Annotated in this window: 22 protein-coding genes; 14 read left to right on the top strand and 8 right to left on the bottom strand. The window is 48.9% G+C overall.

All coding sequences use genetic code 11. The features are described from left to right. Positions 1-18: 18 nt before the first annotated feature. Complete coding sequence (locus tag PsAD5_RS18540; protein ID WP_063293162.1) at positions 19-567, bottom strand: GNAT family N-acetyltransferase; 549 nt, start codon at positions 565-567, stop codon at positions 19-21. A 70-nt stretch (positions 568-637) separates the two neighbouring features. After that, complete coding sequence (locus tag PsAD5_RS18535) at positions 638-2,113, bottom strand: NAD-dependent succinate-semialdehyde dehydrogenase (RefSeq protein WP_063293161.1); 1,476 nt, start codon at positions 2,111-2,113, stop codon at positions 638-640. 453 nt (positions 2,114-2,566) lie between these two features. Between PsAD5_RS18535 and PsAD5_RS18530 the strand changes: the two genes are divergently transcribed. Continuing rightward, on the top strand, positions 2,567-3,583 hold the full coding sequence (locus PsAD5_RS18530) for an Ldh family oxidoreductase (protein ID WP_063293160.1): 1,017 nt from the start codon (positions 2,567-2,569) through the stop codon (positions 3,581-3,583). On the opposite strand, the gene PsAD5_RS18525 is transcribed toward PsAD5_RS18530, so the two are convergent. The 3 genes from PsAD5_RS18525 to PsAD5_RS18515 form a co-directional block, all read right to left on the bottom strand. Beyond that, positions 3,580-7,986 (bottom strand): translocation/assembly module TamB domain-containing protein, encoded by a 4,407-nt coding sequence (locus tag PsAD5_RS18525; protein WP_063293159.1) that lies wholly within the window; start codon positions 7,984-7,986, stop codon positions 3,580-3,582. The genes PsAD5_RS18530 and PsAD5_RS18525 overlap by 4 nt on opposite strands. A 52-nt stretch (positions 7,987-8,038) precedes the next feature. Beyond that, positions 8,039-10,021 carry an autotransporter assembly complex protein TamA gene (locus PsAD5_RS18520; RefSeq protein ID WP_208988699.1) on the bottom strand — a complete coding sequence of 661 codons (1,983 nt, stop codon included), beginning with the start codon at positions 10,019-10,021 and terminating at the stop codon, positions 8,039-8,041. 232 nt (positions 10,022-10,253) lie between these two features. Beyond that, entirely contained in the window at positions 10,254-11,570 is a 1,317-nt protein-coding gene (locus PsAD5_RS18515; protein WP_063293158.1) for a UDP-glucose dehydrogenase family protein, read from the bottom strand. A 755-nt stretch (positions 11,571-12,325) separates the two neighbouring features. Between PsAD5_RS18515 and PsAD5_RS18510 the strand changes: the two genes are divergently transcribed. Continuing rightward, entirely contained in the window at positions 12,326-13,000 is a 675-nt protein-coding gene (locus tag PsAD5_RS18510; RefSeq protein ID WP_057466177.1) for a response regulator transcription factor, read from the top strand. Positions 13,001-13,060: 60 nt separating this feature from the next. Here PsAD5_RS18510 and fliI read toward each other — a convergent pair whose 3' ends face one another. The 3 genes from fliI to flgF are packed head-to-tail and all read right to left on the bottom strand — an operon-like array spanning position 13,061 to position 15,810. Continuing rightward, entirely contained in the window at positions 13,061-14,377 is a 1,317-nt protein-coding gene (gene fliI / locus PsAD5_RS18505; protein ID WP_063293157.1) for a flagellar protein export ATPase FliI, read from the bottom strand. 18 nt (positions 14,378-14,395) lie between these two features. Then, positions 14,396-15,085: a hypothetical protein gene (locus tag PsAD5_RS18500; RefSeq protein WP_063293156.1), complete on the bottom strand. Its 690-nt coding sequence runs from the start codon at positions 15,083-15,085 to the stop codon at positions 14,396-14,398. After that, the gene (flgF, locus tag PsAD5_RS18495; protein ID WP_063293155.1) at positions 15,085-15,810 is read right to left on the bottom strand and encodes a flagellar basal-body rod protein FlgF; all 726 of its coding nucleotides are present in this window, start codon (positions 15,808-15,810) and stop codon (positions 15,085-15,087) included. Before flgF ends, PsAD5_RS18500 begins: the two co-directional genes overlap by 1 nt. Before the next feature lie 323 nt (positions 15,811-16,133). Here flgF and motA point away from each other — a divergent pair, with 323 nt between their 5' ends. The 12 genes from motA (at position 16,134) to flgA (ending at position 24,349) form a co-directional block, all read left to right on the top strand. Then, positions 16,134-17,021 (top strand): flagellar motor stator protein MotA, encoded by an 888-nt coding sequence (motA, locus tag PsAD5_RS18490; protein ID WP_057466178.1) that lies wholly within the window; start codon positions 16,134-16,136, stop codon positions 17,019-17,021. Then, complete coding sequence (locus tag PsAD5_RS18485; RefSeq protein ID WP_057466008.1) at positions 17,021-17,986, top strand: flagellar motor switch protein FliM; 966 nt, start codon at positions 17,021-17,023, stop codon at positions 17,984-17,986. The genes motA and PsAD5_RS18485 overlap by 1 nt, the downstream gene beginning before the upstream one ends. After that, complete coding sequence (locus PsAD5_RS18480) at positions 17,967-18,617, top strand: hypothetical protein (RefSeq protein ID WP_057466009.1); 651 nt, start codon at positions 17,967-17,969, stop codon at positions 18,615-18,617. The genes PsAD5_RS18485 and PsAD5_RS18480 overlap by 20 nt, the downstream gene beginning before the upstream one ends. A gap of 134 nt (positions 18,618-18,751) precedes the next feature. Continuing rightward, entirely contained in the window at positions 18,752-19,030 is a 279-nt protein-coding gene (gene fliN, locus PsAD5_RS18475) for a flagellar motor switch protein FliN (RefSeq protein WP_244271751.1), read from the top strand. Between the two features lie 51 nt (positions 19,031-19,081). Continuing rightward, complete coding sequence (locus PsAD5_RS18470; RefSeq protein ID WP_063288329.1) at positions 19,082-20,113, top strand: flagellar motor switch protein FliG; 1,032 nt, start codon at positions 19,082-19,084, stop codon at positions 20,111-20,113. A gap of 55 nt (positions 20,114-20,168) precedes the next feature. Next, complete coding sequence (gene flhB, locus PsAD5_RS18465; RefSeq protein ID WP_063293154.1) at positions 20,169-21,230, top strand: flagellar biosynthesis protein FlhB; 1,062 nt, start codon at positions 20,169-20,171, stop codon at positions 21,228-21,230. A gap of 39 nt (positions 21,231-21,269) precedes the next feature. Beyond that, positions 21,270-21,719 (top strand): hypothetical protein, encoded by a 450-nt coding sequence (locus tag PsAD5_RS18460; protein WP_208981848.1) that lies wholly within the window; start codon positions 21,270-21,272, stop codon positions 21,717-21,719. A 74-nt stretch (positions 21,720-21,793) separates the two neighbouring features. Then, positions 21,794-22,264, top strand: coding sequence for a flagellar basal body rod protein FlgB (flgB, locus tag PsAD5_RS27695; RefSeq protein WP_244272101.1), 471 nt, complete (start codon positions 21,794-21,796; stop codon positions 22,262-22,264). 7 nt (positions 22,265-22,271) lie between these two features. Beyond that, the gene (flgC, locus tag PsAD5_RS18450) at positions 22,272-22,688 is read left to right on the top strand and encodes a flagellar basal body rod protein FlgC (RefSeq protein WP_193757797.1); all 417 of its coding nucleotides are present in this window, start codon (positions 22,272-22,274) and stop codon (positions 22,686-22,688) included. Beyond that, a complete protein-coding gene (locus PsAD5_RS18445) occupies positions 22,688-23,044 on the top strand; it encodes a flagellar hook-basal body complex protein FliE (protein ID WP_057466014.1) in 357 nt (118 codons plus the stop codon). The genes flgC and PsAD5_RS18445 overlap by 1 nt, the downstream gene beginning before the upstream one ends. Before the next feature lie 23 nt (positions 23,045-23,067). Further along, a complete protein-coding gene (flgG, locus tag PsAD5_RS18440) occupies positions 23,068-23,856 on the top strand; it encodes a flagellar basal-body rod protein FlgG (protein WP_057466015.1) in 789 nt (262 codons plus the stop codon). A gap of 10 nt (positions 23,857-23,866) precedes the next feature. After that, entirely contained in the window at positions 23,867-24,349 is a 483-nt protein-coding gene (flgA, locus tag PsAD5_RS18435; protein ID WP_208980742.1) for a flagellar basal body P-ring formation chaperone FlgA, read from the top strand. The last annotated feature ends 4 nt before the right edge of the window (positions 24,350-24,353 follow it).

The following is a 24,353-nucleotide window of genomic DNA, read 5'->3' as shown; positions in this document are numbered from 1 at the left end:
CAGGTTGGGCTCTTTGGTTTAAGTAAAGCTTTGCTTCATGAAAAGGGTCGGTTGTCCGAGATAAGACCCATCCGTGGACTTCTCAAAGCCAACACGCTTAGCAAGGCTGACACTGGCTGTGTTCTCAGGGGCAATAATGCAATGAACCTCAGGAAACAGTCTGGAACTGCGCAGCCAGGATAGGCTCAGCTCAACAGCCTCCCGGGCATAACCTTTGCCATGAAACTTAGGCGAGATCACCCAGCCAGCTTCTGCAAACCCATCAAGGCTCGGAGTGATGTCTCGCTTAAAGTCAGAAAAACCAACGTCGCCAATAAGCTCTCCGCTGTTTTTCTCAATCACAGCCCAATACCCAAAACCAGAGAGGCTCCAGTGCCCGGCATACTTGAGGATGCGCCCCCACGTATCCGTTGGGCTGGAAGGCTTCCCCGAAATATAGCGAACCACATCAGAATCTGCCCACAAAGCGCAGCATGCCTCAAAATCTGAAGTTTGGTGAGCCCGCATGATAATGCGCTCGCCGTTAAGTGTTGGAGCAGCCGTACAGCGTTCTTCTTCGATAATCACGAAAGCAGTCCTCAAAAAGAAAAAGCCGAAGCGATGAACACTCCGGCTCCCACAAAATTAATATTGATCGTTAAAGGCCAAGCCCGCCAATGCAAGAGTACTTGATATTGATGTAGTCATCCACGCCGTATTTGGAGCCCTCGTTCCCCATTCCGCTTTCTTTATAACCGCCAAACGGAGCATATTCGGTCGTGATCACACCTTCGTTTACGCCAACAAGACCATATTCCAATGCTTCCATTACACGGAAGGTCTGGCCCAAATCTTGAGTGTAAAAGTAACAAGCGAGGCCATACTCTGTGTCATTCGCCATTTTGACCACGTCATCTTCACTCTCAAACTTGAAGACAGGGGCAAATGGACCAAAGGTCTCTTCCTTGGCAACCTTCATGTCTGGGGTCGCATTAAGCAGAAGTGTCGGTTCGAAGAACGTGCCACCCTGAGCATCTGGCTTGCCGCCTGTCACCACTGTACCGCCTTTAGAAACGGCATCAGCGATCAGTTCTTCGACTTTCGCAACAGCGTACTCATCAATAAGAGGGCCTTGGTTAGTACCCGACTTCAGACCATCGCCAACGCGCAGCTGATCTTCAATGGCAGCCTTCAGCTTTGCTGAGAACTCGTCGTAAATTCCAGCCTGAGCATAAATGCGGTTTGCGCAGACACAAGTCTGACCGGAATTTCTGAACTTGGATGCAATGGCACCTTCGACAGCCTTATCGAGATCAGCTGAATCAAACACGATAAACGGCGCATTGCCGCCAAGCTCCATAGAGACCTTTTTCATGTTGGCCAATGCTTTGGAGGCAAGCTGCTTACCCACTGGAGTAGATCCGGTAAAGGTGATCTTGCGGACCTTGTCGTTCTCACAAAGTTCATCAGCAATCTGAGCAGCAGAGCCGGTGATGATATTGATCACACCAGTTGGAATTCCAGCCTGCTCCGCAAGTTCACCCAGGATCAAAGCAGAATAAGGCGTTTGACTTGCTGGTTTTGCCACAACAGTACAGCCAGAACCAAGAGCTGCAGCCAGTTTACGACCAAGCATGGAACTTGGGAAATTCCAAGGGGTAATGGCACCGACAACGCCGATGGGCTCCTTGGTCACCATAATACGGCGGTCTTTCCAAGGGGACGGGATCACATCGCCATAAACCCGCTTACCTTCCTCAGCGAAGAAACGAATGTAGTTGGCTGTGATAGCAACCTCACCGGTAGATTCAGCCAGCGGCTTACCCATTTCAACAGTGAGCAGCTCTGCAAGGTCCTTCTGGTTCTCAATGATCAGGTCTGCCCACCGCAGCATCAGGTTGCAGCGATGGGCAGCCGTCATCTTTGACCAGATGGCAAAAGCTGTATGAGCTGCATCGATTGCATCCGCAGTCTCAGGGCGGCCAAAACGCGGCACACGCCCGATAATTTCGCCTGTAGCTGGATTGTTTACGAGGATGGAATGGCTTTCATCACCGCTGACCCATTTTCCCCCTATGAGACAAGCTTCACGTAGGAGCGGAATTCCTTTGGTTGCTGAGAGTGTCGTACTCATGAGTATCTCCTGATGAAGTCATATCTCGCCAGGCAATGAGGAGAGATAGAAAAACAAGACCTAACAATGGCTTTATCTGACCTACACATATAAGTGGTAGATCTAGGAAAAACACCTAGTCCCCATAGGATTTACAAAGATTGATCCATTCTGCAATGGAAATCAGGGTGCGTAACGATTGTCTCTTTCTCAATGGAATACGCATAGAACCAAAACTCATGCAGTTATAAGCCGTTACGGGGATGAGATAGAGATGAGTTGGGCGGAAAAAATGGAATAATGTCATTCCTGCAAACTTGCGGGTGCCTGTCCTGTTGAAATGTCATCTGCTCCGCTCAAATGAGCAAACCCAATCCGCATTTCTGTCTTTGCAAGAAACGCGCGCAATTGTGCTTATCCGCAAAATGTGTCAGGAGCGACGTGCTTAAGAACTCAAATAGCTAGGGGTATTCCATGTCAGACACGGTCAATCTCTCATTAGAAGAAGCACGCAAACTTACTGAAGATGCTTTGTCTGCCAACAAAACAGATCCTGCAATTGCGAAGATCGTTGCAAAGGCTCTGGTGAACGCAGAGGCAGATGGCCAGGCAGGGCATGGCCTTTCCAGAATTCCATCCTACACCGCCCAAACCAGAACCGGCAAAGTAGACGGCTTTGCCAAACCGGAAGCAGAGTTGGTCACTCCGGTTGTGCAGCGGATTGATGCCAAATACGGATTTGCTTATCCCGCAATTGAAGTTGCATTGCCATTTCTAAAAGACGCCTCCTCGCAGAATGGACTGGCTTTGAGTGCGATCCGTCACTCTCACCACTTTGGGCAAGCAGGGGCACACTGTGAGCGCTTGGCGCGAGATGGAATGGCTGCCTTCATTTTTGGCAATGGCCCGAAGGCAATTGCAGCCTATGGCGGTAAGAACCCCATGTTCGGAACCAACCCAATTGCATTTGCAGCTCCTAATGGAGACGGAGAGCCACTTGTCATTGATCTGGCACTCTCACGTGTCGCTCGCGGAAAGATCATGGCAGCGCAGCGAACAGGAAAATCCATCCCGGAAGGTTGGTCACTGGATAAAGACGGACAGCCAACCACCGATCCGGAGGCGGCGCTTGCAGGAACCATGATCCCTATTGGAGAGGCCAAAGGAGCGGCGTTGGCCATGATGATTGAGATCATGGCAGCTGGCCTGTGCGGAGCTGCATTTGGTTTTGAAGCGTTCAGTCTGTTCTCAGGAGAGGGCAACGCCCCTGATCTTGGTCAGGTTATTCTGGCAATTAACGCTGATCTTGTCTCTGGCGGTTTGTTCGCTGAGCGCATGCAAACACTTGTTGCTGCGATTGAGGCAGAGCAGGGCGCTCGCTTACCAGGAACATCTCGTCTTGCTGCGCGTGAAAAAGCAGAGCAATACGGCATCAACCTGCCAAAGCCAATTTACGATGAGGCCGTCCGCCTCGCCGGGCCGTCGACTTAGTCGTACTCACGCTCATAGTAGAAGCCGGCTTTTGCATCTCCGTCGGAGCCGGCTTCACCACGAAGCTTCAGGAACTTCGTGACATCAATATCAACAGTTGCTGCATTGTCACCTGTTGTCGGCTCCTGTGTTACGCCCAGATAAATCCGCTCACTTATATAGCCGCCAACGGCCAGTTCTGGATTTCCTGCTGCATCAAATTTGATATCGATGTCGCTGACACCCAGTAGATTGCGGAGTGTGCCCAATGGCCCTTCCACGCCAGTGCCTCCGGTTAGCGTTGCGATCGCGCTTGCAAGGCTTGCCAGCTGAATTGGTGAAAGATCGTTGACAGACTCGCCAAACAACAGTTGCGCAAGGACTTCATCCTTTGGCAGGCTTGGGACTGAAGTGAAATCAATCACCGGCATATCAGCAGGTCCACTCACCAGAACAGTCACTTCCGTTGAGCCAGATGTTGTCGTTGCCGCAAAATCGAGTGTTGGTACAAGAGAACCACTAAACGTCACATTACCGCGGCTGAGTGTCAGGCGTTTTGACAGAATATCGATACGGCCACGCACCAGAGAGAAAGCGCCCACGGTTTTCACATTGTCGAGCTGGCCGCCAATGTTAAGTGATCCGCCAGCTTCAGCGTTGACGCCGCGCCCACGGATGAAGATTTTGCCTGGTGCTTCCACGTCAACATTCAAACTGGCTTTCGAGATCGGGCTGGGTTGCTCGTTTTTCTTGGCGTTTTCCCGCCCTTCATCTTGAGCAAGGATCTTTGCTTGTTTGAGGATAGGCTTGGGCGCATTCAAATGCCGGACGATCACAGGATTGATACCGGAGTTAAAGGAGCTCGGTATTTCAATATCTGCCTGGTTAATGGTGACTTTGCCCGAAATTGCAGGAGGGGCGCCTGCATCGGCAAGAGAGCCCTGTAGTGCAAGATTGGCATCAATCAATGCACTAACAAATGTCCCGTCAACATAGCGGCCACCATCAATCGTGAGTTCTATTTGAGCAGGCAGGCCTGAACCCAGCCCAAGTTTGCCATCAAGTACCAACGTGCCACCATTGCTGAACTTGGCAGCAAATTTATTGATCGCAATCTCTTGCCGTGTGACCTTAATGTCACCTGAGTAGTCTGTCAGCGTCATGCCAGTTGAGAGCTGCGTGGTCTCAAGGTTCACAGGCTGGATATCTATGGCGATCTGAGGGTCCATGAGGGAGCCGGAAACTGAGCCGCTGAGACGAAAGCCACCACTGCCACCCAAATTCTGCTCGATCAACTTGGCTCCCACCACATCAAGGGGGATGTTGCCAGCCGTGGTCAAAGACACTTCTTGACCATCTGCAAGCCCAATTGCCCCTGAAGCCTCAACGTTCAAGCCTGAGCTGTTGGCGATGGTGGTTTTCTGGTCAATTTTGTTGTCAGCAAATGAGCCGGTGCTCTCAATCTGAAGTGGGAGGATGCGGTTATCCTGAAGCGGCTTTGCTGAAAATTGGCTCAACGCAAGCCGCCAGCTGACTTGAGGTGCGTCGTTCTCTCCAAAGGCGCGAACGGTCCCGTTGAGAGCACCATCCAAGGCAAGGCTTGGAACAAAGGCATTCGCTATGGAAAGTGGCAGCTGCTTCAGTTCGGCGTTGATGTCGAGCTGATTGCTGTTGCTCCCGTAAACATTTAAAGAGCCACTGCCAAGAGCCAGCTCAAAGGAGGACACAGTCCGTTTGTCTTCAAGTAGCGAAATCACTGCTGGTTGCTTGAGGTTTGTCTGGATCCCCTTGTAGCGGCCATTAAGAGAGTTCAGCGTAAGAATGATCCCTTCGGGAACAGCTTGCACCAGCCCTGTGCTTTGAACTTGGTCGTTGTTTTCAGCGAATTCGGCATTAATGGAAAAGCCAGTTGCAACCTCTGCACTTGCCTTGCCTTCAACAGGTGTCGCATTTAATGTCAACGATCTCAGGTTTACCCCTTCCACTTCAACACCATCGAGCGCAATGTTCGCATTTGCAGCTGGGCGTGTGAAAGGTTTGTCTATCCAGCCTTTTGCGACAAAGGACATGATGGAACTTTGCGCAAACCGAAGGTTTTCGCTGTTAAGATCAAATGAGATCTTGGCATCTCCGTTGTCCTGCTCAATATCGATTTGTCCATGAGCCTGACCTTCCATCTCGGTCAAGGCCAGTGATGACAAAGTGCTCAGATCATTGGCTTCAATGGTGAACTGCCCAACCAAACCTTGTGGTAGAAGCGCAAGATCAGCAGCATGTGCATTGCCACTGAGTTTGTTTCCGCCCAAATCAAAATCCAGCGTTGGAACAGACAGTTTGCCAGCCTCACTCAGCAGCTTGAACTTGCCAACAAGCTCTTCCCCTTTAAATCTGCCTGTGAGATTGATGTCCGCATTGGGGGCCGTTTCAGAAAGCGTCCCATCTGCAATAAGCTGCAACTTCTCTAAGGGAGTGCCATCCATCTCAATCCGGTCAGAGTGTATTTCAAGTGTCACTTCAGGTGCAGAAGCATTACCTGAAACCTTCCCGCTGGCAGTGAGGGCCCCACTTACACGGGGCTCCAGCAGATCGAGTTGATGCACTTGGGCAGAAAATGCACCATCCAGCTGACGATCTTGCAAACTGCCATGAGCTTCAAATTGTCCAAACATGTTCTCAAAGGAAAGGACTTCCAGTCGGCCATATGAAGCGAGCAGGTCGGTGCTATCAAGGGTTGCTGCAAGCTTGGCAGAAAACCTACCCGGGGAAGTGAGAATTCGGTCAACGCGCTCATTTTGCAGACTCACACGGCTGCTGGTTCCCTTGAGATTGATCTCTCCAGATTGTTTTTGGAAATCCGCCAGTAAAGATAATTGAGCCTCAACAGAGCCGCTTACGTTTTGCTGCACAAATCTTGACAGAAGGCTAAGGTCAGATACAGAAAGATTGCCCTGTGCCTGTCCGTTGCTCGGCGAGAGTTCTACCAGATTAAACCGTGCAGCCGCTGCATCACTCTCCAAATGTAAGTCGCTTAGCTTTAGTTTCTCCTGATTTGGAAACACTGTACCTTTGAGCGAAACACTTATATTCTTGATGTTTTGGTCTTGTGAAGCTCCAGCAAGATGGACACCACTAACTTGGAGAAGCGCTTCAAGCGGGATGGACATCATCTGCGCGGAAATGTGTGCACCATCACCTTTTGCAGAAAGGCTAAGCGCCCCCAGATCCGCTTCTTGTGTTTGAATCTTATCTGCCTGAACAGAGAGCTCCCAATTCAGGCTCTCAAGCGGTCCCGAAGCCGATGCAGTCACAGACAAAGTATCCAGTTGAACAGCCTGCTCGCCAGTCTTGATGAGAAGTGGTTTAGTGTTGCTCTCAAGTGTCTGGATTTGGATCTTCGCTATCAAAGAGTTCTTGTCAGTTGCGTATGTGTTCTCCAAATGCGCTAAGATCGCACCGGTTGAAAGCTTTCCGGTTGCTGAAAGCGGCAGATAATCTTCATTGAGTGTCGCGTTTGCAAACCACGTAGTCTGCCCCGCAAATAGGCTGGAGATAGAAGAGGGAAGAAACTGCTCGAGTTCCCCCGATAAATGTGTAGTTAGTGACTTCTGCGTTCCATTTTGCGCAAGAGTAATCTCACCATCAATGGCTCGAACCCTATTCAGATCTACTTGTAATGAAGACGACCAGTTTGTCAGCGGGCCGCCACCTTCCATAACTAGCGCAAAACTCGGTGCATCCGGAAGGTCAAGAAGATTGGCAGTCAGCCCATTGGCTGCTTCAGAGACCATGCCACGGAAATTGACTACGCCATCTGCCGGATCAAAATCGACGTTAATGCTTGCTGTGCCCTGAACGTCGCCAGTGCGTGAAATGTTGAGCTTGCCGGCAATTTTGTCAGGAGAACTCGCATAAGTCGCAGTGCCCGTGATCTCGAACTGAGCAGACATCCCGGCAATAGAAGCGGGGAGGGCAAGTTCTTTGACGTTGAGGCTTTGGAGATCAATGGTGTTGAAAGGTAGGGTAATGCCTGTTTCTTCAGTAGGGATAGGTTCAGAAACCGGATTTTCCGTAGCTTCTGGCAATCGTGCTAATGCAATCCGTTGTGCTGCGACTTCGTGAATATCAAGTGCGCCGAAAAGAATCGAAAGCGGTGACCATCGAACTGAAGCACTGTGAATTTCAAGCCATGTGCCCTTCGCATCGGAAAGATAGACCCCATCTGCAAACAGATTGCCGGAAGCGGTCAGGCGAGGTTGATCAATCCTCACATCTGGCAAAAAAGAGCTCAAAGTTGATCCGAGGAATTGGCGACCTGCTTGAAAACTAGTTGTCACCACAAGTCCCGCATAAACCACAAGTACCAGCACGAGAAGAAGGGCTAGTATTTTGCCAAGGGTCATTGTGATACGTCGGACCAGTTGCATTCGCTCTTTGATCTTTCTCTTGTTAACGCATGCCTTCTGTAGGCGGTGCTGATTAGAAGGACTGACTTAAACCAATATAGACTGCAAACGGCGGATCATTGCGCTGAGGTTCAAGTGGGACACCAACATCAAGCCGCAAAGGGCCAACAGGTGTGAAATAGCGCACCCCTCCGCCAACACCTACGCTGAAGGGCTCATCGAAGTTTGGAAACTGGGTCAAATATGCAGCGCCTGCATCTACAAATCCGACGAGACCAATGTTTTCGGTAATTCTTGTTCTGACTTCACCATTAAACAGCATGAAACTGCGCCCACCCGTAACTTCGTCATCCAAACGCGGCCCCACGTTTTTGTAAGCATACCCTCGGATTGATCCACCACCTCCAAGGAAGAACCTCCGTGCAGCGGGGACATCCTGAACCGACGGGGCGATAATTGCGCCAGCTGATACGCGGCCAGCTAAAACAACACGGTCCGTACCTACAATCGGCAGGTAACTGGCAATCGAGCCTTGAGAATACAGGTTTTCGGTATCACCAAGCACGTCATAGGCTGGTTCAAAGAATAATTTGGCTTCAATACCATTGGTCGGGTTCAAAGCGTCATTGCGTGTGTCGTAAGTCAGGTCTGCAGGAATTCCCAATAGGAAGTAATCATTCTGGCCAAAAACGTCCCGTTCATTGGCAAAATAGACTTCTGCACCAATTCGGCCGCTCAAAGCCTCTGTAAAATCACGGGATAGATAAGCATCGTATGTAAATGACGTGCTGCGATAGTTATCTGGGTTTTCCTGAACGGCAGCGACGCTGGTTGAAAAAGCGGTCAACGGTCCAATCGCACCGGGTTTTTCAAAGGTGACGCGGGCGGCATACTCAATCTGCTCGTTATTTACGGCAAGAAGCTGGCCGACTGCGCCGGTTACTGAAAGTCGCTCCGCTTTTCCAAACAGATTGCGGTGTCGCCAGTATCCATCAAAACCAACGCCTTCATTACTGGAGTAATTGGCACCAATTCCAAAAACTTTCCGTGGGCGTTCTGCCACAACAATCGTCAGAGGCAGTTCACCGTTCGCATCAAGCTGGTCATCAGGTTCAAAGCGAATGCTGGAGAAGACTTCCAGATCCCTCAGTCTGCTCTGTGCGTGAGAGATAGCTTTGGCATCCCACTGCGCACCGCGAGGAAGGTTTGCGTAATTGCGAACAAACTCAGGATCCATTTTGACTGTGCCGGATACAGAAACCGGACCAAACCGCGCATATGGTCCACTGACAACATCCAGTTTAACTTTGAGCGTTTGACTGGCGTGATTGGCCAGTAACTGCCGGTTCCCCACTTTCGTAAATGGATATCCTTCATCCTTAAGGAACTTAATGGCCTGCTTCTCTGCTTCCAACACCTTAGCTGAAAGTGCTGGCATTCCTTCGACAAGGCCGAGTGACTGCGCGTTGGGCAGGTCAAGACCATTCTCTGTTGCCGAACCTTTATAATTTACATCTGCATTGCCAAAGTGAAACTGAACACCTCTGTTAATCTCCACGAGAATAGGAATAGGGCGCTCTGTAATCTTCTCAGGATGAAGGATGGCTTGATTAAGTGGTGATCCTGCTACGGTGATTTGAACCAGAGCACCATAATATCCATCTTCATAAAGCTTACCAATCAGGCGTTCAAAGTCCTGAGTTGCGCGGGCGAGAACGCCACTGGCGCCAGACGGAAGCTTCTTGACGTCCTGAACCAAAAGACTGACGGACTGCAGCTCTTCCTCAAGTTCACTCGGCTGGTCTTCATGTTCCCCAACAACACGGAACTCAACCGTGTAAGGTGTCGGGTCTGGCACACCAGCTAAGCTATCTTCATCACTCTCGGCTTTTTCACCCCAGAGATGGTATCCGAAAAGTTCAAAGGCATAGGCTTGCGAAAAGCTGCTGAATGAAAGGCACAAGCAAACAAGCAAAGCAACAGCGCGAGGAATTTTGACGTTCCATGGCCAACCAGAGGCTATACGCTCTCGTCTGTTTTTATGCTTGTAAAGCAACTAGGATAGGCTCCAACAATCTTCCAAAATGCAGATTGCTCTCAGCTCATAAAGCTCTTGGGATTAGCCCTGAGAGAATCTGCTCACGCGATAATTAAAATTCGCATGATTGGTGTGTTGAAAGCAAACCGCAATTGTCACCTCTTTGGTAACAGCACATAAAAATTGGGCATGGATTGTGGGAGGCGAGAAAAGTCCCGGCAAAACACATAATTCGCCGGGACCTTATTGTTTAGACTTCTTCGTCAGGACGTCCAATACAGGTGTAAGAGAAGCCGTGTTTTGCAACTTCGTCTTTGCCGTAGATGTTTCTGAGATCCACGAGCACTGGAGTCGCCATCTCGTCTTTAAGGCGGCTGAAGTCGAGAACGCGGAACGCATCCCACTCGGTCACAATAACCAGAGCATGTGCACCCTTTGCAATCTCGTAGGCATTACTTCCGAATGTAACATCCTCTAAAAGCTCTACAGCTGAATCCATACCTTCAGGATCATAGGCGTGAATGTCAGCACCTTTGTCTTGAAGCGCCTGAATAATGGAAAGGGCAGGGCTGTCGCGCATATCGTCTGTGTTTGGCTTAAAGGTCAGGCCAAGCACTGCGATTTTCTTGCCGCGAACATCCCCACCAATAGCCGCTGCTACTTTCTTGGACATAGAACGTTTGCGTTGATCGTTGATTGAACAAGTGGTCTCAATCAGGCGTACAGGGCTGGAGTAGTCCTGCGCAGTCTTAACAAGCGCAAGTGTATCTTTCGGGAAGCAAGAACCACCATAACCAGGGCCAGCATTCAGGAACTTGCCACCAATACGATTATCAAGACCGATGCCTCGGGCAACATCCTGAACGTCTGCTCCAACTGCTTCACTCAGATCAGCAAGTTCGTTGATGAACGTGATCTTCATCGCAAGGAAGGCATTGCCGGCATACTTGATCAGCTCAGAGGTGCGGCGGCTGGTGAACAGAATTGGAGAGTGGTTGAGATACAAAGGACGGTAGACTTCAGTCATAACCGATTTTGCGCGTTCATGAGAAAGGCCGACAACAATACGATCAGGGCGTTTGAAGTCATTAATCGCAGCACCCTCGCGCAAGAACTCTGGATTTGAAACAACCTCAAAATCCGCATTTGGATTTGCTTCGCGAATAATGCGCTCGACTTCATCTCCCGTACCAACCGGAACAGTCGATTTAGTGACAACGACTGTAAAGCCATTAAGGGACGTTGCGATCTCTTCAGCCGCTGCATACACGTAGCTAAGGTCGGCGTGCCCATCTCCGCGGCGGGAAGGGGTGCCGACTGCGATGAAGATAACGTCGGCTTTACGAACCGCGTCAGGTAGCTCAGTTGTAAAGCTCAAGCGGCCAGCTTTCACATTGCTGGCAACCAGCTCTTCCAGACCCGGCTCGTAAATTGGGATTTGCCCGTTCTTCAGCTTTTCAATCTTGTCTTCTGCTTTATCAACGCAGATGACCTCATGACCAAAATCAGCAAAACACGTGCCTGAAACCAACCCGACGTAGCCGCTGCCTATTACTGTAATTAACATTGTGTCTCCTGCACGAGCCGATCTTTTCTGGATGTGCAAATAGGTTTGTTTAAGTTGAAACGCAATAGTACATAACCTGAGATGAAACACATCCCACAGTTAGGTATATCCCCCTGATAACGTGGTATCCTTGCCCGAAAAAAGACACGCATTGTGGTAAAATTGTAGTCGAATTGTGACGAGTATTTGAGAGTATAGCTCTGTTATTTATCTAAAGTTCTAGGAGAATACATTTCTTTTCTAAGTAGGAAAATGCTGCCTACTAAGAATTGGATGGTTAATGTGCTAATTTAGATAAAATTACATGAGATATACAATTGTAAGAATAAGTAGAAGTACGCCCGTTTTTCTCCGGCTTTAATGCTTCTTTTTGATTCTACTCCTTGTGCCAATAGTAGCTAACTTAAAATTGCTAATAGTTTATCCCAAGGATTTTTCCCGTATGACGCGAACTCAAATATGGAGAGGATGTGGCAAAAATATGCCTTTGAATTTTTGTCCTACAAAAAATAAGGGTATGAGAAATAAAGATTGAAATTCGAAAGAATTCGAAAAATGACGGAAACCGGTACCTATGTTTTGCATTAAGTTAAAATTGTAAGTAAAGTTTATTCTTATTTTCTATTATAATTACTATAGTTTCTTGTGAGGTTTTACTTGGTGCTGAAGGTAAAAATTCTTCAAGAGAAATTGACAGAATGTGTTTCACTGATTTACCAGCGATGTATTCATTTGGGAATGAATGGGTTGGGGTTATGTATTTAATTGTTGATGAACAACAGCTTGTGACCGATGGGTATGCATCTGGATTTGAGCGAGAAGGTATTTCGACAAGTGGCTTTAGTCCGGATGACTTTCGGGATTGGTTAAATACTGCACCTGATACCGAGTTCGAGGCCGTCGAAGCTATTTTGATTGGTGAGATAGGGGAACGTGAAAAGTTCCCGCAGATTATCCGCCGTAGGTGCTCTCAAAAACCGGTATTGGTTCTGAATAGCAGTCCGGTTTTGGAACAGACACTGAAGTTGTTTGCTGCTGGTGTAGATGACGTCGTCCGTAAGCCGGTGCATCCGCAAGAGATACTTGCGCGTGTCAACGCAATCAAGCGCCGGACAACGAACCAAAGCATTAACGTCGAGCTAGGTGATCTTACCGTATACTTTGATGGACGGGATCCTGAAATCAAAGGGAAGACACTGGCATTACCACGCCGAGAGCGTCGTATTCTTGAGTACCTTGCTCAGAATAACGGACGGCGACTGACGAAAACTCAGATTTACAACTTTGTCTATGGCATCTTTGAAAGTGAAGTAGACGAAAATGTAATCGAAAGTCACATCAGTAAGCTAAGAAAGAAACTACGCACACAGATGGGGTATGATCCCATCGATTCAAAGCGTTATCTCGGCTATATAATTAATTCTCTGTAACAACAAAAAAGGCTGCTTGAGCAGCCTTTTTTGTTGTTTAGGTCTCGTATCTTTTTTCTTTTACAGAAGCTGAGCCAGCTCAGTAAAGGCATCCTGGCTTGAGGGGGCGTCCAAGCCCTGTACAAGCGCATTGTAGACCTTCGGGGCAACCTCAATGGCTTGGTCGAGCAAGGGGTCTACACCCTCTTTGTAGCCACCCATCATGCGTAGATCTTTGGTATCTTCAAACTTCGCAATCATTGCCTTTAGTTTCAGGATGAGCTCACGTTCCTGAGGGGACCAGCAGCTTTGCGCAAGTCGCGAGATGGAGCCGAGGACATTGACGGCAGGATACCGGCCTTCCTCAGCAATATGCCGATCCAGAACGACATGCCCATCCAGTAGACCTCTGATGTTGTCTGCGACAGGGTCATTATGGTCATCACCATCAACGAGCACGGAAAAGATGGCGGTCATCATGCCGCTTCCTTCGATGCCAGGACCTGCACGTTCGAGCAGGAGGGGGAGTTCCGAGAATACGCTCGGTGGATAGCCGCGAGAAAGAGCAGGCTCTCCAGCTGCCAATGCAACGTCACGTAGGGCGTGTGCGTAGCGAGTGACGCTATCAACGATCAATAAAACAGATTGTCCTTGATCTCTGAAGTGCTCGGCCACCGTCATTGCTGTTTTAGGAGCAAGCCGTCGCATCATGGGGCTTTCATCGCCTGTAGCAACCACCACCACGGATTTGGAGAGTTGATCTCCAAGTGTCTCTTCGACGAACTCACGAACTTCACGGCCACGTTCGCCGATTAGCCCGATAACGACAGTGTCGAAAGAGTTACTTCGTGCGATCATGGAGAGCAGTGTTGATTTACCTACGCCAGACCCGGCAAAGATGCCCAGGCGCTGACCATGGCAAATTGGTGTAAAGAGGTCGAGCACCCGTACCCCAGTTAAGGCAGCGTCTTTAACACGCGCACGGTGAACTGGCGGAGGGGGGAGGGTATTAAATGACGCAAGAGATGGTCCTTCAGTCATCGGACCGAGAGCATCGATTGGCTGTCCAAACGCATTGATAATGCGCCCGCGCCAGTTGTTGTCCGGATAAAAGCTAAGTTCGCCGCAACGCTTTACCTTGATCCCAAGACCGAGGTCAGATCTGGATGCATAGGGCTTCACAAGCACACTGTCAGGTTCAATTCGGATGACTTCTCCAAATTCTTCACCGTTGTTGCTCATGTAGGAGACCTGGTCTCCCAAGTTAACGCCACCTGAAAGGCCCTTAACTCTAAGATGATTAGGGGTAACCTCACAGAGGGTTCCGCTTATCTCAATGTTCCATGAGCTTGATGGAATTTGAGCGGTAAGTTCCTGAATGCGCGCAAGGGCGGTCATAAACAACCTTTTGAAGTATTAGCTTTGTGCAATTGTATTGCGATGCCGCTCTTGTAGCTGCTTGAGCAAATCATCTGGCAGCAAGTTCCGAGCATCCTGTGACAGCTTATCAACTGTTGGAAGTGTTGATGTTTCCAAGTCAGAAGAAGTTTTTTCCTCGTTCTTCGAGCTACCAGCCAGAGCTTCAATCAGCTTGTCCTCATTTCCCATAGAAATGGCTTCGGCAGAAGCGATATTGCCAAAAAGCGGAGGAATTTCTTTGGACTGGACGGGCAGGATTGGCGTTCCCCTTTGCAGTGAGGACACCATATCTGAAGCAGGTGCAGGTGCAGCTGGACTTGCCTGTATTTTTTTCTCAATGGTGCTGAGAGCTGTTGCCTTGTCTGTGGCCGCGTTCTCCGCGTCCAGCACACCAGAAATCTTCATTTCTGCAAGGTTTCCAGCGACGAGGCCCGCCATTCCCAGAGGGCCGGCAATCATCCCATACAATGAGCTACCTGCAACGCGAGAGCGAACAGAAGCCTCATCACCAGTAATTTCTCGATAGAGAGTATTTACACCGGGGATGTGCTGCAATGGATTGATGATATCAAGCAACTCACCCAAACTAAATGGTTTGGGTGATGAGGTCTTAGTATTATTGGAGGTGCTTCCGGCACGAGTATCTTCCGAAGTGCCAGAAATTGATTGAACCGGATTAACAGCCATCAGCTCTCTCCAAGTTTTCGTATAGTCTGCTGCCGAATACTTTCCACACTCTGCATCATCGAATTTGTACTTTCAAAAGCACGGGTGATGGTGATGAGCTTGGTGATCTCAGAGATTGGATTAATGTTCGAGCCTTCTACGAAGCCCTGGGCGAATCCATTCTCTGTAAAATCCTGAATTGGTTCTGCGAGCGCGTCAGGTATTACAGCAGAATTTCCTGCGCGGCTCAGCTTGGCATCCTGAGGAATGGAGAAAAGGCCGAGTACGCCAACCTGACGGCCTTCTTGATAGATGGAGCCATCCTTAGCAATCTCTGGAGCTCCGCCAAGTGGGTCCAGGATAATTGGTGCATTTCCGCTATCAAGAATTGGATTGCCTTCGATGCTCCTGAGGATGCCATCAACACCGATCTGAAAACGGCCATCTCGAGTATAAGCAACACCATTGCCGGTTTGAATACCCAGCCAGCCGTTGCCATCAATCGCGACATCAAGAGAATTACCAGTTTGCTTGATCGTGCCAGCCTGCGTCGAGATATAGTTCTCTCCAGTGGACGCAAAGGAAACAGGATCTTTGCCCGGGCTCTTAACGAGACTATCGAATTTGACTTCTGTAGACCGATAGCCAGCAGTTTCCATGTTGGCTACATTTCGCGCAACTGTCTCAAGTCGGCGCTCAAGGGCCATTTGCCCGGAAAGGGAGACATAAAGAGAAGGGACGACCATAAATTTAGACTCCAAATCCGATCAAGCTACTATCGCTGATATTTCCTGCAGGTTTGCGTGGTTCGCGGCCTTCTATGGTGTTCATAGTTGCGCCTCCCAATGCAGTATCCATGCTCAAAGTCAGAAGCGCATATCGCGTTAATGTGCTGATCATAGCAAACCTATCTACACTCAAATGCTTCGAGAGAATGCTCTTTAGGGCTTGTCTGAAGCTGTACGGGTGTTTGTTAGGATTTCAACGTCTTTACGCCAGCTTCGGACAAGTAAGTCTCGCTACCACAAAATAAGAAAAGTGCTTGTCCGGTAAGTGTGTGGAGCGCAAATTGAATATTCTAGTTGGCCTCGTGATCGTTATTGGATCCATAATTGGTGGTTATGTTGCAATGGGTGGCTATATGAAGGTGCTATGGCAACCTTTTGAGCTGCTGATTGTTGGGGGAGCCGCCTTCGGTACCTTCGTGGTGGCGAATACGTTTAAGACGATTAAGGATACCGGGCGCGGTATTCATGAAGCTTTGGTGAATGCAAAGCCAAAAAAGCGTGACCATCTGGATACGCTAAGTGTGCTCTACGGTCTTATGAGAACCCTTCGTGCAAAGGGGCGTAATGATGTTGAGCAGATCATTGATAATCCTGATGATTCTGAGTTGTTTCAGCGTTTCCCGCGGGTTCTCGCGAACATATCTCTGACAAGTTTTATCTGTGATTACTTTCGTCTCATTATCATCGGTAATGTTCGTCCTCATGAAATTGAATCATTGATGGATGAAGAGTTGCACACCCTTGGTCGTGAAGAGATGAAGCCGTATCAAGCGCTCAGTATTGTTGCTGAGACTTTGCCTGCTCTCGGTATTGTGGCTGCTGTGCTTGGTATCGTGAAGGCGATGGGGGCTATTGATCAGGAGCCGGAAATTCTTGGTAGTCTGATTGGTGCTGCGCTTGTTGGTACGTTCCTTGGTATCTTTTTATCCTACGGAATCGTCAGCCCGGTCGCAGTGAAGATTAAATCCATTCGTGAGCAGCGTTATCGTCTCTATATAGAGGTGAAGCAGACATTGCTTGCGTTTATGAATGGTGCAGCGCCTCAGATTGCATTGGAGCACGGTCGTAAAACCATCGGTGCGGACGATCGTCCTACAATTGATGAAGTTGAGGCGGAAACTATGAATGCTGGTCCGGTGGTGTCTGCTGCAGCTGGGAGTGAAGCCTGATGGAGCCTCAAGAGCTGGAAATGAGTGATGAGGTGATCAGCGCTCAGAATGCAAAGGTGGATTTGCCTTCTCGTTTGTTGGATGCTGCGGGCCTTGGTGTCGATCGTCTCCCAATGCTGCATGTGGTCTTTGACCGTATGGCGCGCCAGTACATCGATACACTTCGGCAGATGGCGGCAACTGCACCTTACTTAGCAGTTCAATCGGTTTCTAATGAGCGTATTGGTGATGCTCTTGAGCAATATGAGGATCGCGCAGTTGTTGCGGTTCTTCATGCTCAGGAGTGGGATGCGCGCATTTTGCTCGGGTTTGATCGAACCTTCATCTTTTCCATGGTTGAGGTTCTGCTTGGTGGTGATGGTGAAGAAGAGGCGTTTCTTGAAGATCGCGCTTTGACGAATGTCGAGCAGCGGCTTGCCTATAGGATGTTCCAGGAGGCGGCTACAGCGCTCGAAACGGCGTTTGAGGCGATTGCTGATACCTCGTTGAAGGTTGAGCGTCTCGAAAACCGTATGGAATTCGCGCAAACGGGCAGGAAGAGTAATCCGTGCGTGCTTGCCAAAATGACTGCCGAAATCATCGGTCGTGAAGGTGAGATCTTCATCATTATTCCTCAGTCGGTGCTGAATCCGCTGCGCGAAAACCTGACACAGGTGTTGTCTGGTGAGGTTGCTGGTCGCGATACCCGTTGGACTAAACAGTTCCAGCAGGAAGTTCAGCGTACCGAAGTCAAGCTTACGGCAATTCTTGAAGAGCAGCGCATGACTCTCGAAGAGGTTGCGCAGTTTGAGGTTGGTCTTGTTCTTGAGTTGAATGCTACTCCAAAAACTGCCGTTCAGCTCGAATGTAACAGTCAGCCATTGTTTAACTGTCGCCTGGGTCAGGTTGCAGGATCTTACACAGTACGCGTTGAAGAATTGATCGAGCAGGAAGGGGAACTTCTCGATGATATCTTATCTAATTGACGGATTTTTACTTTTTGCTCTTTTGGTTACGACGTGGCGTGTTGTGGTCATGTACCGACAGCTAAAGCGGCTCTCCGGCTATCATGAAGAGTATCAAAGGATTTTTGATCAGACCTCGGAAGCAATGGACAACATTGGTTTGTCCTTGCAGGAAATCCGGGTTCGCGGTGAGGAGATCCTGAGTAATCTTGGGCAGCGGATTGATGAGGCTCGTGAAGCTACGGTCGATATCTCTGGTGTGATCCTGCAGGCGCAAACAGAAATGAAAGCGCTTCAGGAGCATATCGAGTGGTTGAGCAAGAAGAGTGATGAAGTCGGCATCAGTATGAATGATGCGCCACCAAGGCCAGGTGGGGATCGCGGGCGACGTTCCGGTCGTGCTGCAAAGCCTGCTGCAACCAAGGCAAAGCAAAAGCCCGTTACGAGTGCAGCGTCCAATACCGCCGCGTTGTTGCTGGCTGGTGGAATGGGTAAGCCTGCACCGGCAGGTAACCAAGAAAATACTGCTGTATCTGCAATAGATAACCAGAATGTCAGAGTTAGAAAAGTTTCTTTCGGCCAGAGCGCCACATTCAGATCTGTAAATGTAAAGGACGACGAAAGTCCTGAGAAGGAGAATGATCCGCAATGAGCAGCTCAAATGAAATGAGTGATGAAGCCCTCGCGTTGCAATGGGAAGCTGCTGCTTCTGAAGCCGAGATGGATATGGATATGGGTGCGCCTTCTGCTGCAGCCCAGCCAGCTGCTTCCGCGCCTGAAAAGGGTATGAGCGACGAGAACGTTGACCGTAATCTGGAAGCAGTTCTAGGTATTCCGGTTGATATGCAGGTTGTTCTTGGATCTGCAACCATGCCTGTGGCTAGTTTGCTTAAGCTTGGTCGTGGTGCGGTTATACCTCTGGATCACCGCGTTGGTGAGCCTGTCGACATTGTCGTAAATGGCCGCACTGTAGCGCGTGGCGAAATCGTAGTTGTTGAAGACGATAACTCGCGGTTTGGTGTGTCGCTGACTGAGATTGTAGGCGCAAAAGGCAGCTACAACTAGCCGCACAAGAGCTGTGCTTGATTTTATATGTGTATCCGAGGCGCGTAGAGAATGAACAGTGTTGTTCCAGCTGAAATGGGAAGCGTCATTTCCAGAAAAAATGGCCATCAGAAGGCAGCAGCTTTGCTGTTGGCTATGGGGAGTGATAAGGCAACCCGCGTTCTGAAGCATTTCGATAACGACGAAATGCGGATGATCATTCGGGCAGCTGCAGATCTGGGCACGGTTCCTGCTAGTGAACTCGATGAGCTAATTGAAGAGTTCATCGAGCTTTTCTCAGGTGGTGTAAACCTGTTCGGTACAGCCGAAGGGGCCGAGAGTCTTCTGAAAGGTATTCTTCCAGAAGATCAGGTCGCGGAAATTATGTCGGACGTGATGGGCTACTCCAAGCGTTCGATCTGGGACAAGGTTTCACAAATCTCGGAGCATGTTCTTTCTACATATTTGCAGAAAGAACATCCGCAAACTGCAGCAGTGATCTTGTCAAAGATTTCCGCAAGTGGTGCTGCGCGTGTGATTTCCCAGATCCCGCGTAGAAAACGTAATCAGATTGTCCGCCGTATGTTGACACTCAAGCCTATCGTTGAGGACATTATGGAGGAAGTGCAGAAGACACTGCATGAAGACTTCATGGTGAACTTTGCAAGAACTGTGGGTACAGATTCCCATGTTCGTATGGCAGATATTCTCAATAAAATGGAACGTGACGATCTTGAAGATACGCTGGGTAATCTGCGTGAAGCTCTGCCAAAATCTGCAGAGCAGCTCGATGCCTTGCTCTTCACCTTTGATGATATCCAGAACCTGGATCTTCGCACCAGAACTGCAATCTTTGATGATGTTACTAGTGAAGTTATCACTGCAGCTCTTAAAGGAACGAATCCAGAGTTCCGTCAGTCAATCCTCGCAAGTATGGCGTCTCGTGCCCGTAGGATCGTTGAGAACGATCTGGCTTCCGGTGAGCCTATGACACAGCGTGAAGTGATGGATGCGCGTCGGGCGATTACTGACCTTGCCCTTGAAAAGGCAAATTCGGGTGAGATCGATCTTGAGATTGGGCGTGGAGAAGAAGTCTACGTCTAACGCTTCCCTATGACTTTTTAAGTTTGTCAAACCATCTTGAGAAGCGGCAGGTTTCATGTCTGAAGACCAGGATCCCGACAGTAAAACCCAGGAACCCACGGAGAAGAAGGTTCGTGATGCCTTGGAGAAAGGGAATATCCCAGTCTCCAAGGAAGCGTCTGTGCTTGCCTCAATGCTTGCACTTCTTCTTGTGCTTTCCTTCATTGCTGTCGATAAGGCGCAGGGCCTGGTGTATTTTCTGAAGTGGTTTTTGGATAATCCGGGTGAAATACAGTTTGTCAGTGCTGCGGAGCCTTTGCAGTTGATGTCTGCTGTGGCTTTCCAGCTTGTCTGGTTTCTTGGCCCTATCGTTTCTGTCCTGATTTTCTTTGGCTTGGCTTCCTCTTTCATGCAAAATACGCCACGTTTGGTGTTGGACCGAATTGAACCGAAGCTCAGCAAAATCTCCTTGAAAAAGGGACTGGGCAGGCTTTTTAGCGTCAATGGCGCTATGGAGTTTGTGAAGTCTCTCTTCAAACTGGTAACTGTGATCGTCGTTGCCGCGCTTGTATTGAAATCGCAGCAAGCGGTTGCGTTGACAGCAATGTACAGCGACCCAAGTCAGGTGCCTCAGCTTATTTTGTCTGTTGCAATGACTTTGCTTTCCGGTATCTGCGTCGCAACCATCTTCCTTGTTGGTTTTGATTTGGTTCTGGCGCGTTTCCAGTGGCGCAAGAACTTGCGCATGTCTCACCAGGAGCTGAAGGACGAATATAAGCAAGCAGAGGGCGATCCGCTTATCAAGGCGCGCTTACGCTCTCTCGCTCGTGACAGGGCTCGCAAGCGCATGATGTCATCTGTTCAGGATGCGACTGTTGTTGTTGCGAACCCCACCCACTTTGCCATTGCGCTGTATTATGAGCGTGAGGGTGAACAAGCGCCGCGTGTTGTTGCAAAAGGGCAGGACCTGATTGCACTGAAAATCAAAGAACTGGCATATATTCATGATGTTCCAGTTGTAGAAGATCGACAACTCGCGCGTTCACTTTATGCCGCCGTAGAGATAGATCAGAGTATTCCAGAGGAATATTATCGAGCGGTAGCAGAAATTATTTCATATGTTTATTTAAAGCGCTAAAGACTTTGTCGAAACGCGTTTCTGCCTTAAGAGGGTATTTTGTCTACAAAGACCGCATTGAAGAAAAACGACCTGCCTGCAAAATCTGAAGATGTTTTGCGCGAGGCATTGATTGCAAACGCTATGAAGCCCATCGCAGCCGAGTTACGGTTATGCGATCTGTCTTCTTTAGCTCGCCATATTCTCTCTAACGAAGCTGCCAATCTCACAGATTTGCTGGAATCTTCGTCGGAACTTTATTTTAAGCCCGACACACTCACCTATGCTGGAACGTCGTCAATCGATTTGAACTGGAATGGCGATGTTACAGTTTGCTTGCATATGAAGTTCGTAAATGACGGTGTGAGTGTCATGTTTCATTTGTTTTTGCTTGCATTAAACTCGGCAGTTGATGTCAAGTTCATCGCATTTGAGCAGCCTTCTGAAGACCCGCAGGAAAATACAAAGAGGTTGGAAACTGCGCTCGCGGACGCATCTGTTAATTCTTAAACAATATATTAACTATTTATTTACCTAAAATTTTAAGATAAAAAGATATACTTGACTAACCAAGTATATCTTTTTTGCTTTTTTCGGAAATATTGATTCCGCCAGCTACGGACAAGATTGCGCTGCTATCCACTTTTAGCAGTTTTTGTAGCGGAGTGGATTTTTTGGAGCCCGTATATCTTTTTAGTTTGGTTTCGCGGCAAAATTCTTGGTTGTCAGTGCGGCAATCAACAATTTCCGAAAATATTGCGAACGTTGATACTCCTGGTTTTGCAAGTAAGGATGTCGAGCCTTTTAAGGACATTCTGGATAAAACCAGCATTCAGATGGCTGCTACCCAGTCAGGTCATATCAGCGAAGATGGAACGAATGCCCGTCGTGTGCGGGTGAATGACGGTGAGGCGTGGCAAGTTACCGTCTCAGATAATTCCGTTTCCCTAGAGCAAGAGTTGATTAAGTCAGGTGAGGTTGCTCGTCAGCACTCACTCAATACTCAGCTTGTTGGGTCCTTCTATGGCTTGATGAAGAGCAGCTTAGGAAGATAAAATTATGATTGATCCACTTGTCGCTTCATTAAAGATTTCCTCCTCGGGTCTGAGGGTTCAGTCACAGCGTATGCGCGTTGTCTCTGAGAACCTGGCCAACGTTCAGTCGACAGGCGACACTCCTGGGGCAAATCCTTATCAGCGTAAAACGATTACCTTCAAAAGTGAGGTTGATCGCGCGCTTGGTGCCAATCTCGTTGAGGTTAAGGATATCGGTACGGATAAAGGTGATTACCGTATTGAATTTGATCCGTCGCATCCAGCGGCAGATGAGAATGGCAACGTAAAATATCCAAACGTAAACACTCTGATTGAGTTGGCGGACATGCGAGAAGCTTCGCGTTCTTATGAAGCTGGTCTGCAGATGATGGTCAAATCCAGAGAAATGATTACCCGTACAATCGATTTGTTGAGGAGTAGGTGATGGCGGATCTTTCGGCGTTGAGTTCAGTATCGCGTGTTTCAACGTTTACCAGTGGGGTAAACGATGTTTCGTCTACTGCTCGTACTCGTCAGTACTTGGTAGGCGGAGCGCAGAATGCGCAGGCGACCCAAGAGGTTCAGGGCAGCTTTGCTGATACTATGGCTGATGTGGTTCGTGAAACTGCAGGCGATTTGAAAACGGCTGAAGCAACATCTGTTGCGGCAGTACGTGGTGAGGTTTCGGCTCAAAAAGTGGTCGAAGCTGTGATGAAGGCAGAACTTTCCTTGAAGAGCGCAGTAGCTGTGCGTGACAAGGTTGTTGAGGCCTATCAAGAATTCTCTCGTATGAGTATTTAATTGTTTGAAAAAAGGTTTTTCCTATGAAGGCTCTTGCTATCGCTGCGACGGGTATGTCTGCTCAGCAGAAAAATCTCGAAGTTATTTCCAATAACATCGCGAACATGAATACGACTGCCTTTAAGGCATCTCGCGCTGAGTTCTCCGATTTGCTTTATCAAACTGATCGTGCAGCTGGCGTGTCCAATCGTGGTGGTGCTGCACCTGTTCCTGAGGGAATTCAGCAAGGTCTTGGTGTGAAAACCGCAGCGGTTCGTAAGTTGCATTCTCAAGGTGCGCTGCAGCAAACCAATAACGCATTTGATCTGGCGATCGATGGACAAGGTTGGTTTGAAATTATCGGCCCTGAAGGTGAAGCGCTCTTTACCCGGTCCGGTGCATTCAACGTAAACGGCGAGGGGGCTCTTGTAACCCTTGATGGTTACGAGGTTCAGCCTGGTATCACTGTTCCGCTCGAGGCTGTTAAAGTTACTGTCAATGAAAGTGGCGAAGTGTTTGCTACTTATGCCGACGGAAACCCAGCCACAAGCATCGGTCAGTTGAACCTGACTAACTTTGTGAATGACGCTGGCCTGAAGGCGATCGGTGGCAATCTTTTCCGCGAAACTATTGCATCTGGCGCGCCTAATACCGGTATTGCTGGCGAAGGTTCGCTTGGAGTTATTCGTCAAGGGTATCTTGAAGGTGCCAACGTCGATCCCGTTAAAGAGATCACAAGCTTGATCAGCGCGCAGCGTGGGTACGAGATGAATTCCAAAGTGATTCAGGCAGCAGATGATATGGCTGGAACTGTGTCCAAGGGCATTCGCTAAGGACGCGGTGATGAGTGCTTCCAAGCGCCTGCGTAGCCTGGCATTGCTAGTGTGCTGCGTGCCGTTGTTCTTAACAGCGGCATCAGCAGCTGGCCGACGCGAAGTTGTAAAGCTTCCAGTGCCGGCCATGATGATTTATCCGGGTGATAAGATCGAAGAAGGTATGCTTCGTGAACACGGGTTCTTCAAGAAGTCGGTTGCGCAGCTTTCGATTGTAGGTCGAATGCAAGATGTAGTTGGGTTGGAAGCGCGCCGTACCCTTTTTCCAGGAAAACCAATTCCAAAAAACGCGGTTCAAGATCCTGTTGTAGTGCAACGCGGTTCTTCTGTTCTGTTGGTTTTTAAAGAAGAAGGCTTGGAAATCCGCGCCATTGTTGAGGCGCAGGAATCTGGGGCAATTGGTGCAAACATTAGGGCTAAGAACCCTGATACAGGTTTAAGTGTTTTAGGCAAAGTGCAAGAAAACGGATCTTTGCTGGCTGAAGGGGAATAACACC

This window comes from Pseudovibrio sp. Ad5 (genome assembly GCF_001623095.1).
GTDB lineage: Bacteria > Pseudomonadota > Alphaproteobacteria > Rhizobiales > Stappiaceae > Pseudovibrio.
This window is presented reverse-complemented; position numbering and strand designations above follow the sequence as displayed.

Coding starts and splice junctions, on each gene's coding strand:
- PsAD5_RS18535 (WP_063293161.1), bottom strand. CDS start 2,113: ATGAGTACGACACTCTCAGCAACCAAAGGAATTCCGCTCCTACGTGAA.
- PsAD5_RS18530 (WP_063293160.1), top strand. CDS start 2,567: ATGTCAGACACGGTCAATCTCTCATTAGAAGAAGCACGCAAACTTACT.
- PsAD5_RS18525 (WP_063293159.1), bottom strand. CDS start 7,986: ATGCAACTGGTCCGACGTATCACAATGACCCTTGGCAAAATACTAGCC.
- PsAD5_RS18515 (WP_063293158.1), bottom strand. CDS start 11,570: ATGTTAATTACAGTAATAGGCAGCGGCTACGTCGGGTTGGTTTCAGGC.
- PsAD5_RS18510 (WP_057466177.1), top strand. CDS start 12,326: ATGTATTTAATTGTTGATGAACAACAGCTTGTGACCGATGGGTATGCA.
- fliI (WP_063293157.1), bottom strand. CDS start 14,377: ATGACCGCCCTTGCGCGCATTCAGGAACTTACCGCTCAAATTCCATCA.
- PsAD5_RS18500 (WP_063293156.1), bottom strand. CDS start 15,085: ATGGCTGTTAATCCGGTTCAATCAATTTCTGGCACTTCGGAAGATACT.
- flgF (WP_063293155.1), bottom strand. CDS start 15,810: ATGGTCGTCCCTTCTCTTTATGTCTCCCTTTCCGGGCAAATGGCCCTT.
- PsAD5_RS18485 (WP_057466008.1), top strand. CDS start 17,021: ATGGAGCCTCAAGAGCTGGAAATGAGTGATGAGGTGATCAGCGCTCAG.
- PsAD5_RS18480 (WP_057466009.1), top strand. CDS start 17,967: ATGATATCTTATCTAATTGACGGATTTTTACTTTTTGCTCTTTTGGTT.
- fliN (WP_244271751.1), top strand. CDS start 18,752: ATGAGCGACGAGAACGTTGACCGTAATCTGGAAGCAGTTCTAGGTATT.
- PsAD5_RS18470 (WP_063288329.1), top strand. CDS start 19,082: ATGAACAGTGTTGTTCCAGCTGAAATGGGAAGCGTCATTTCCAGAAAA.
- flhB (WP_063293154.1), top strand. CDS start 20,169: ATGTCTGAAGACCAGGATCCCGACAGTAAAACCCAGGAACCCACGGAG.
- PsAD5_RS18445 (WP_057466014.1), top strand. CDS start 22,688: ATGGCGGATCTTTCGGCGTTGAGTTCAGTATCGCGTGTTTCAACGTTT.
- flgG (WP_057466015.1), top strand. CDS start 23,068: ATGAAGGCTCTTGCTATCGCTGCGACGGGTATGTCTGCTCAGCAGAAA.
- flgA (WP_208980742.1), top strand. CDS start 23,867: ATGAGTGCTTCCAAGCGCCTGCGTAGCCTGGCATTGCTAGTGTGCTGC.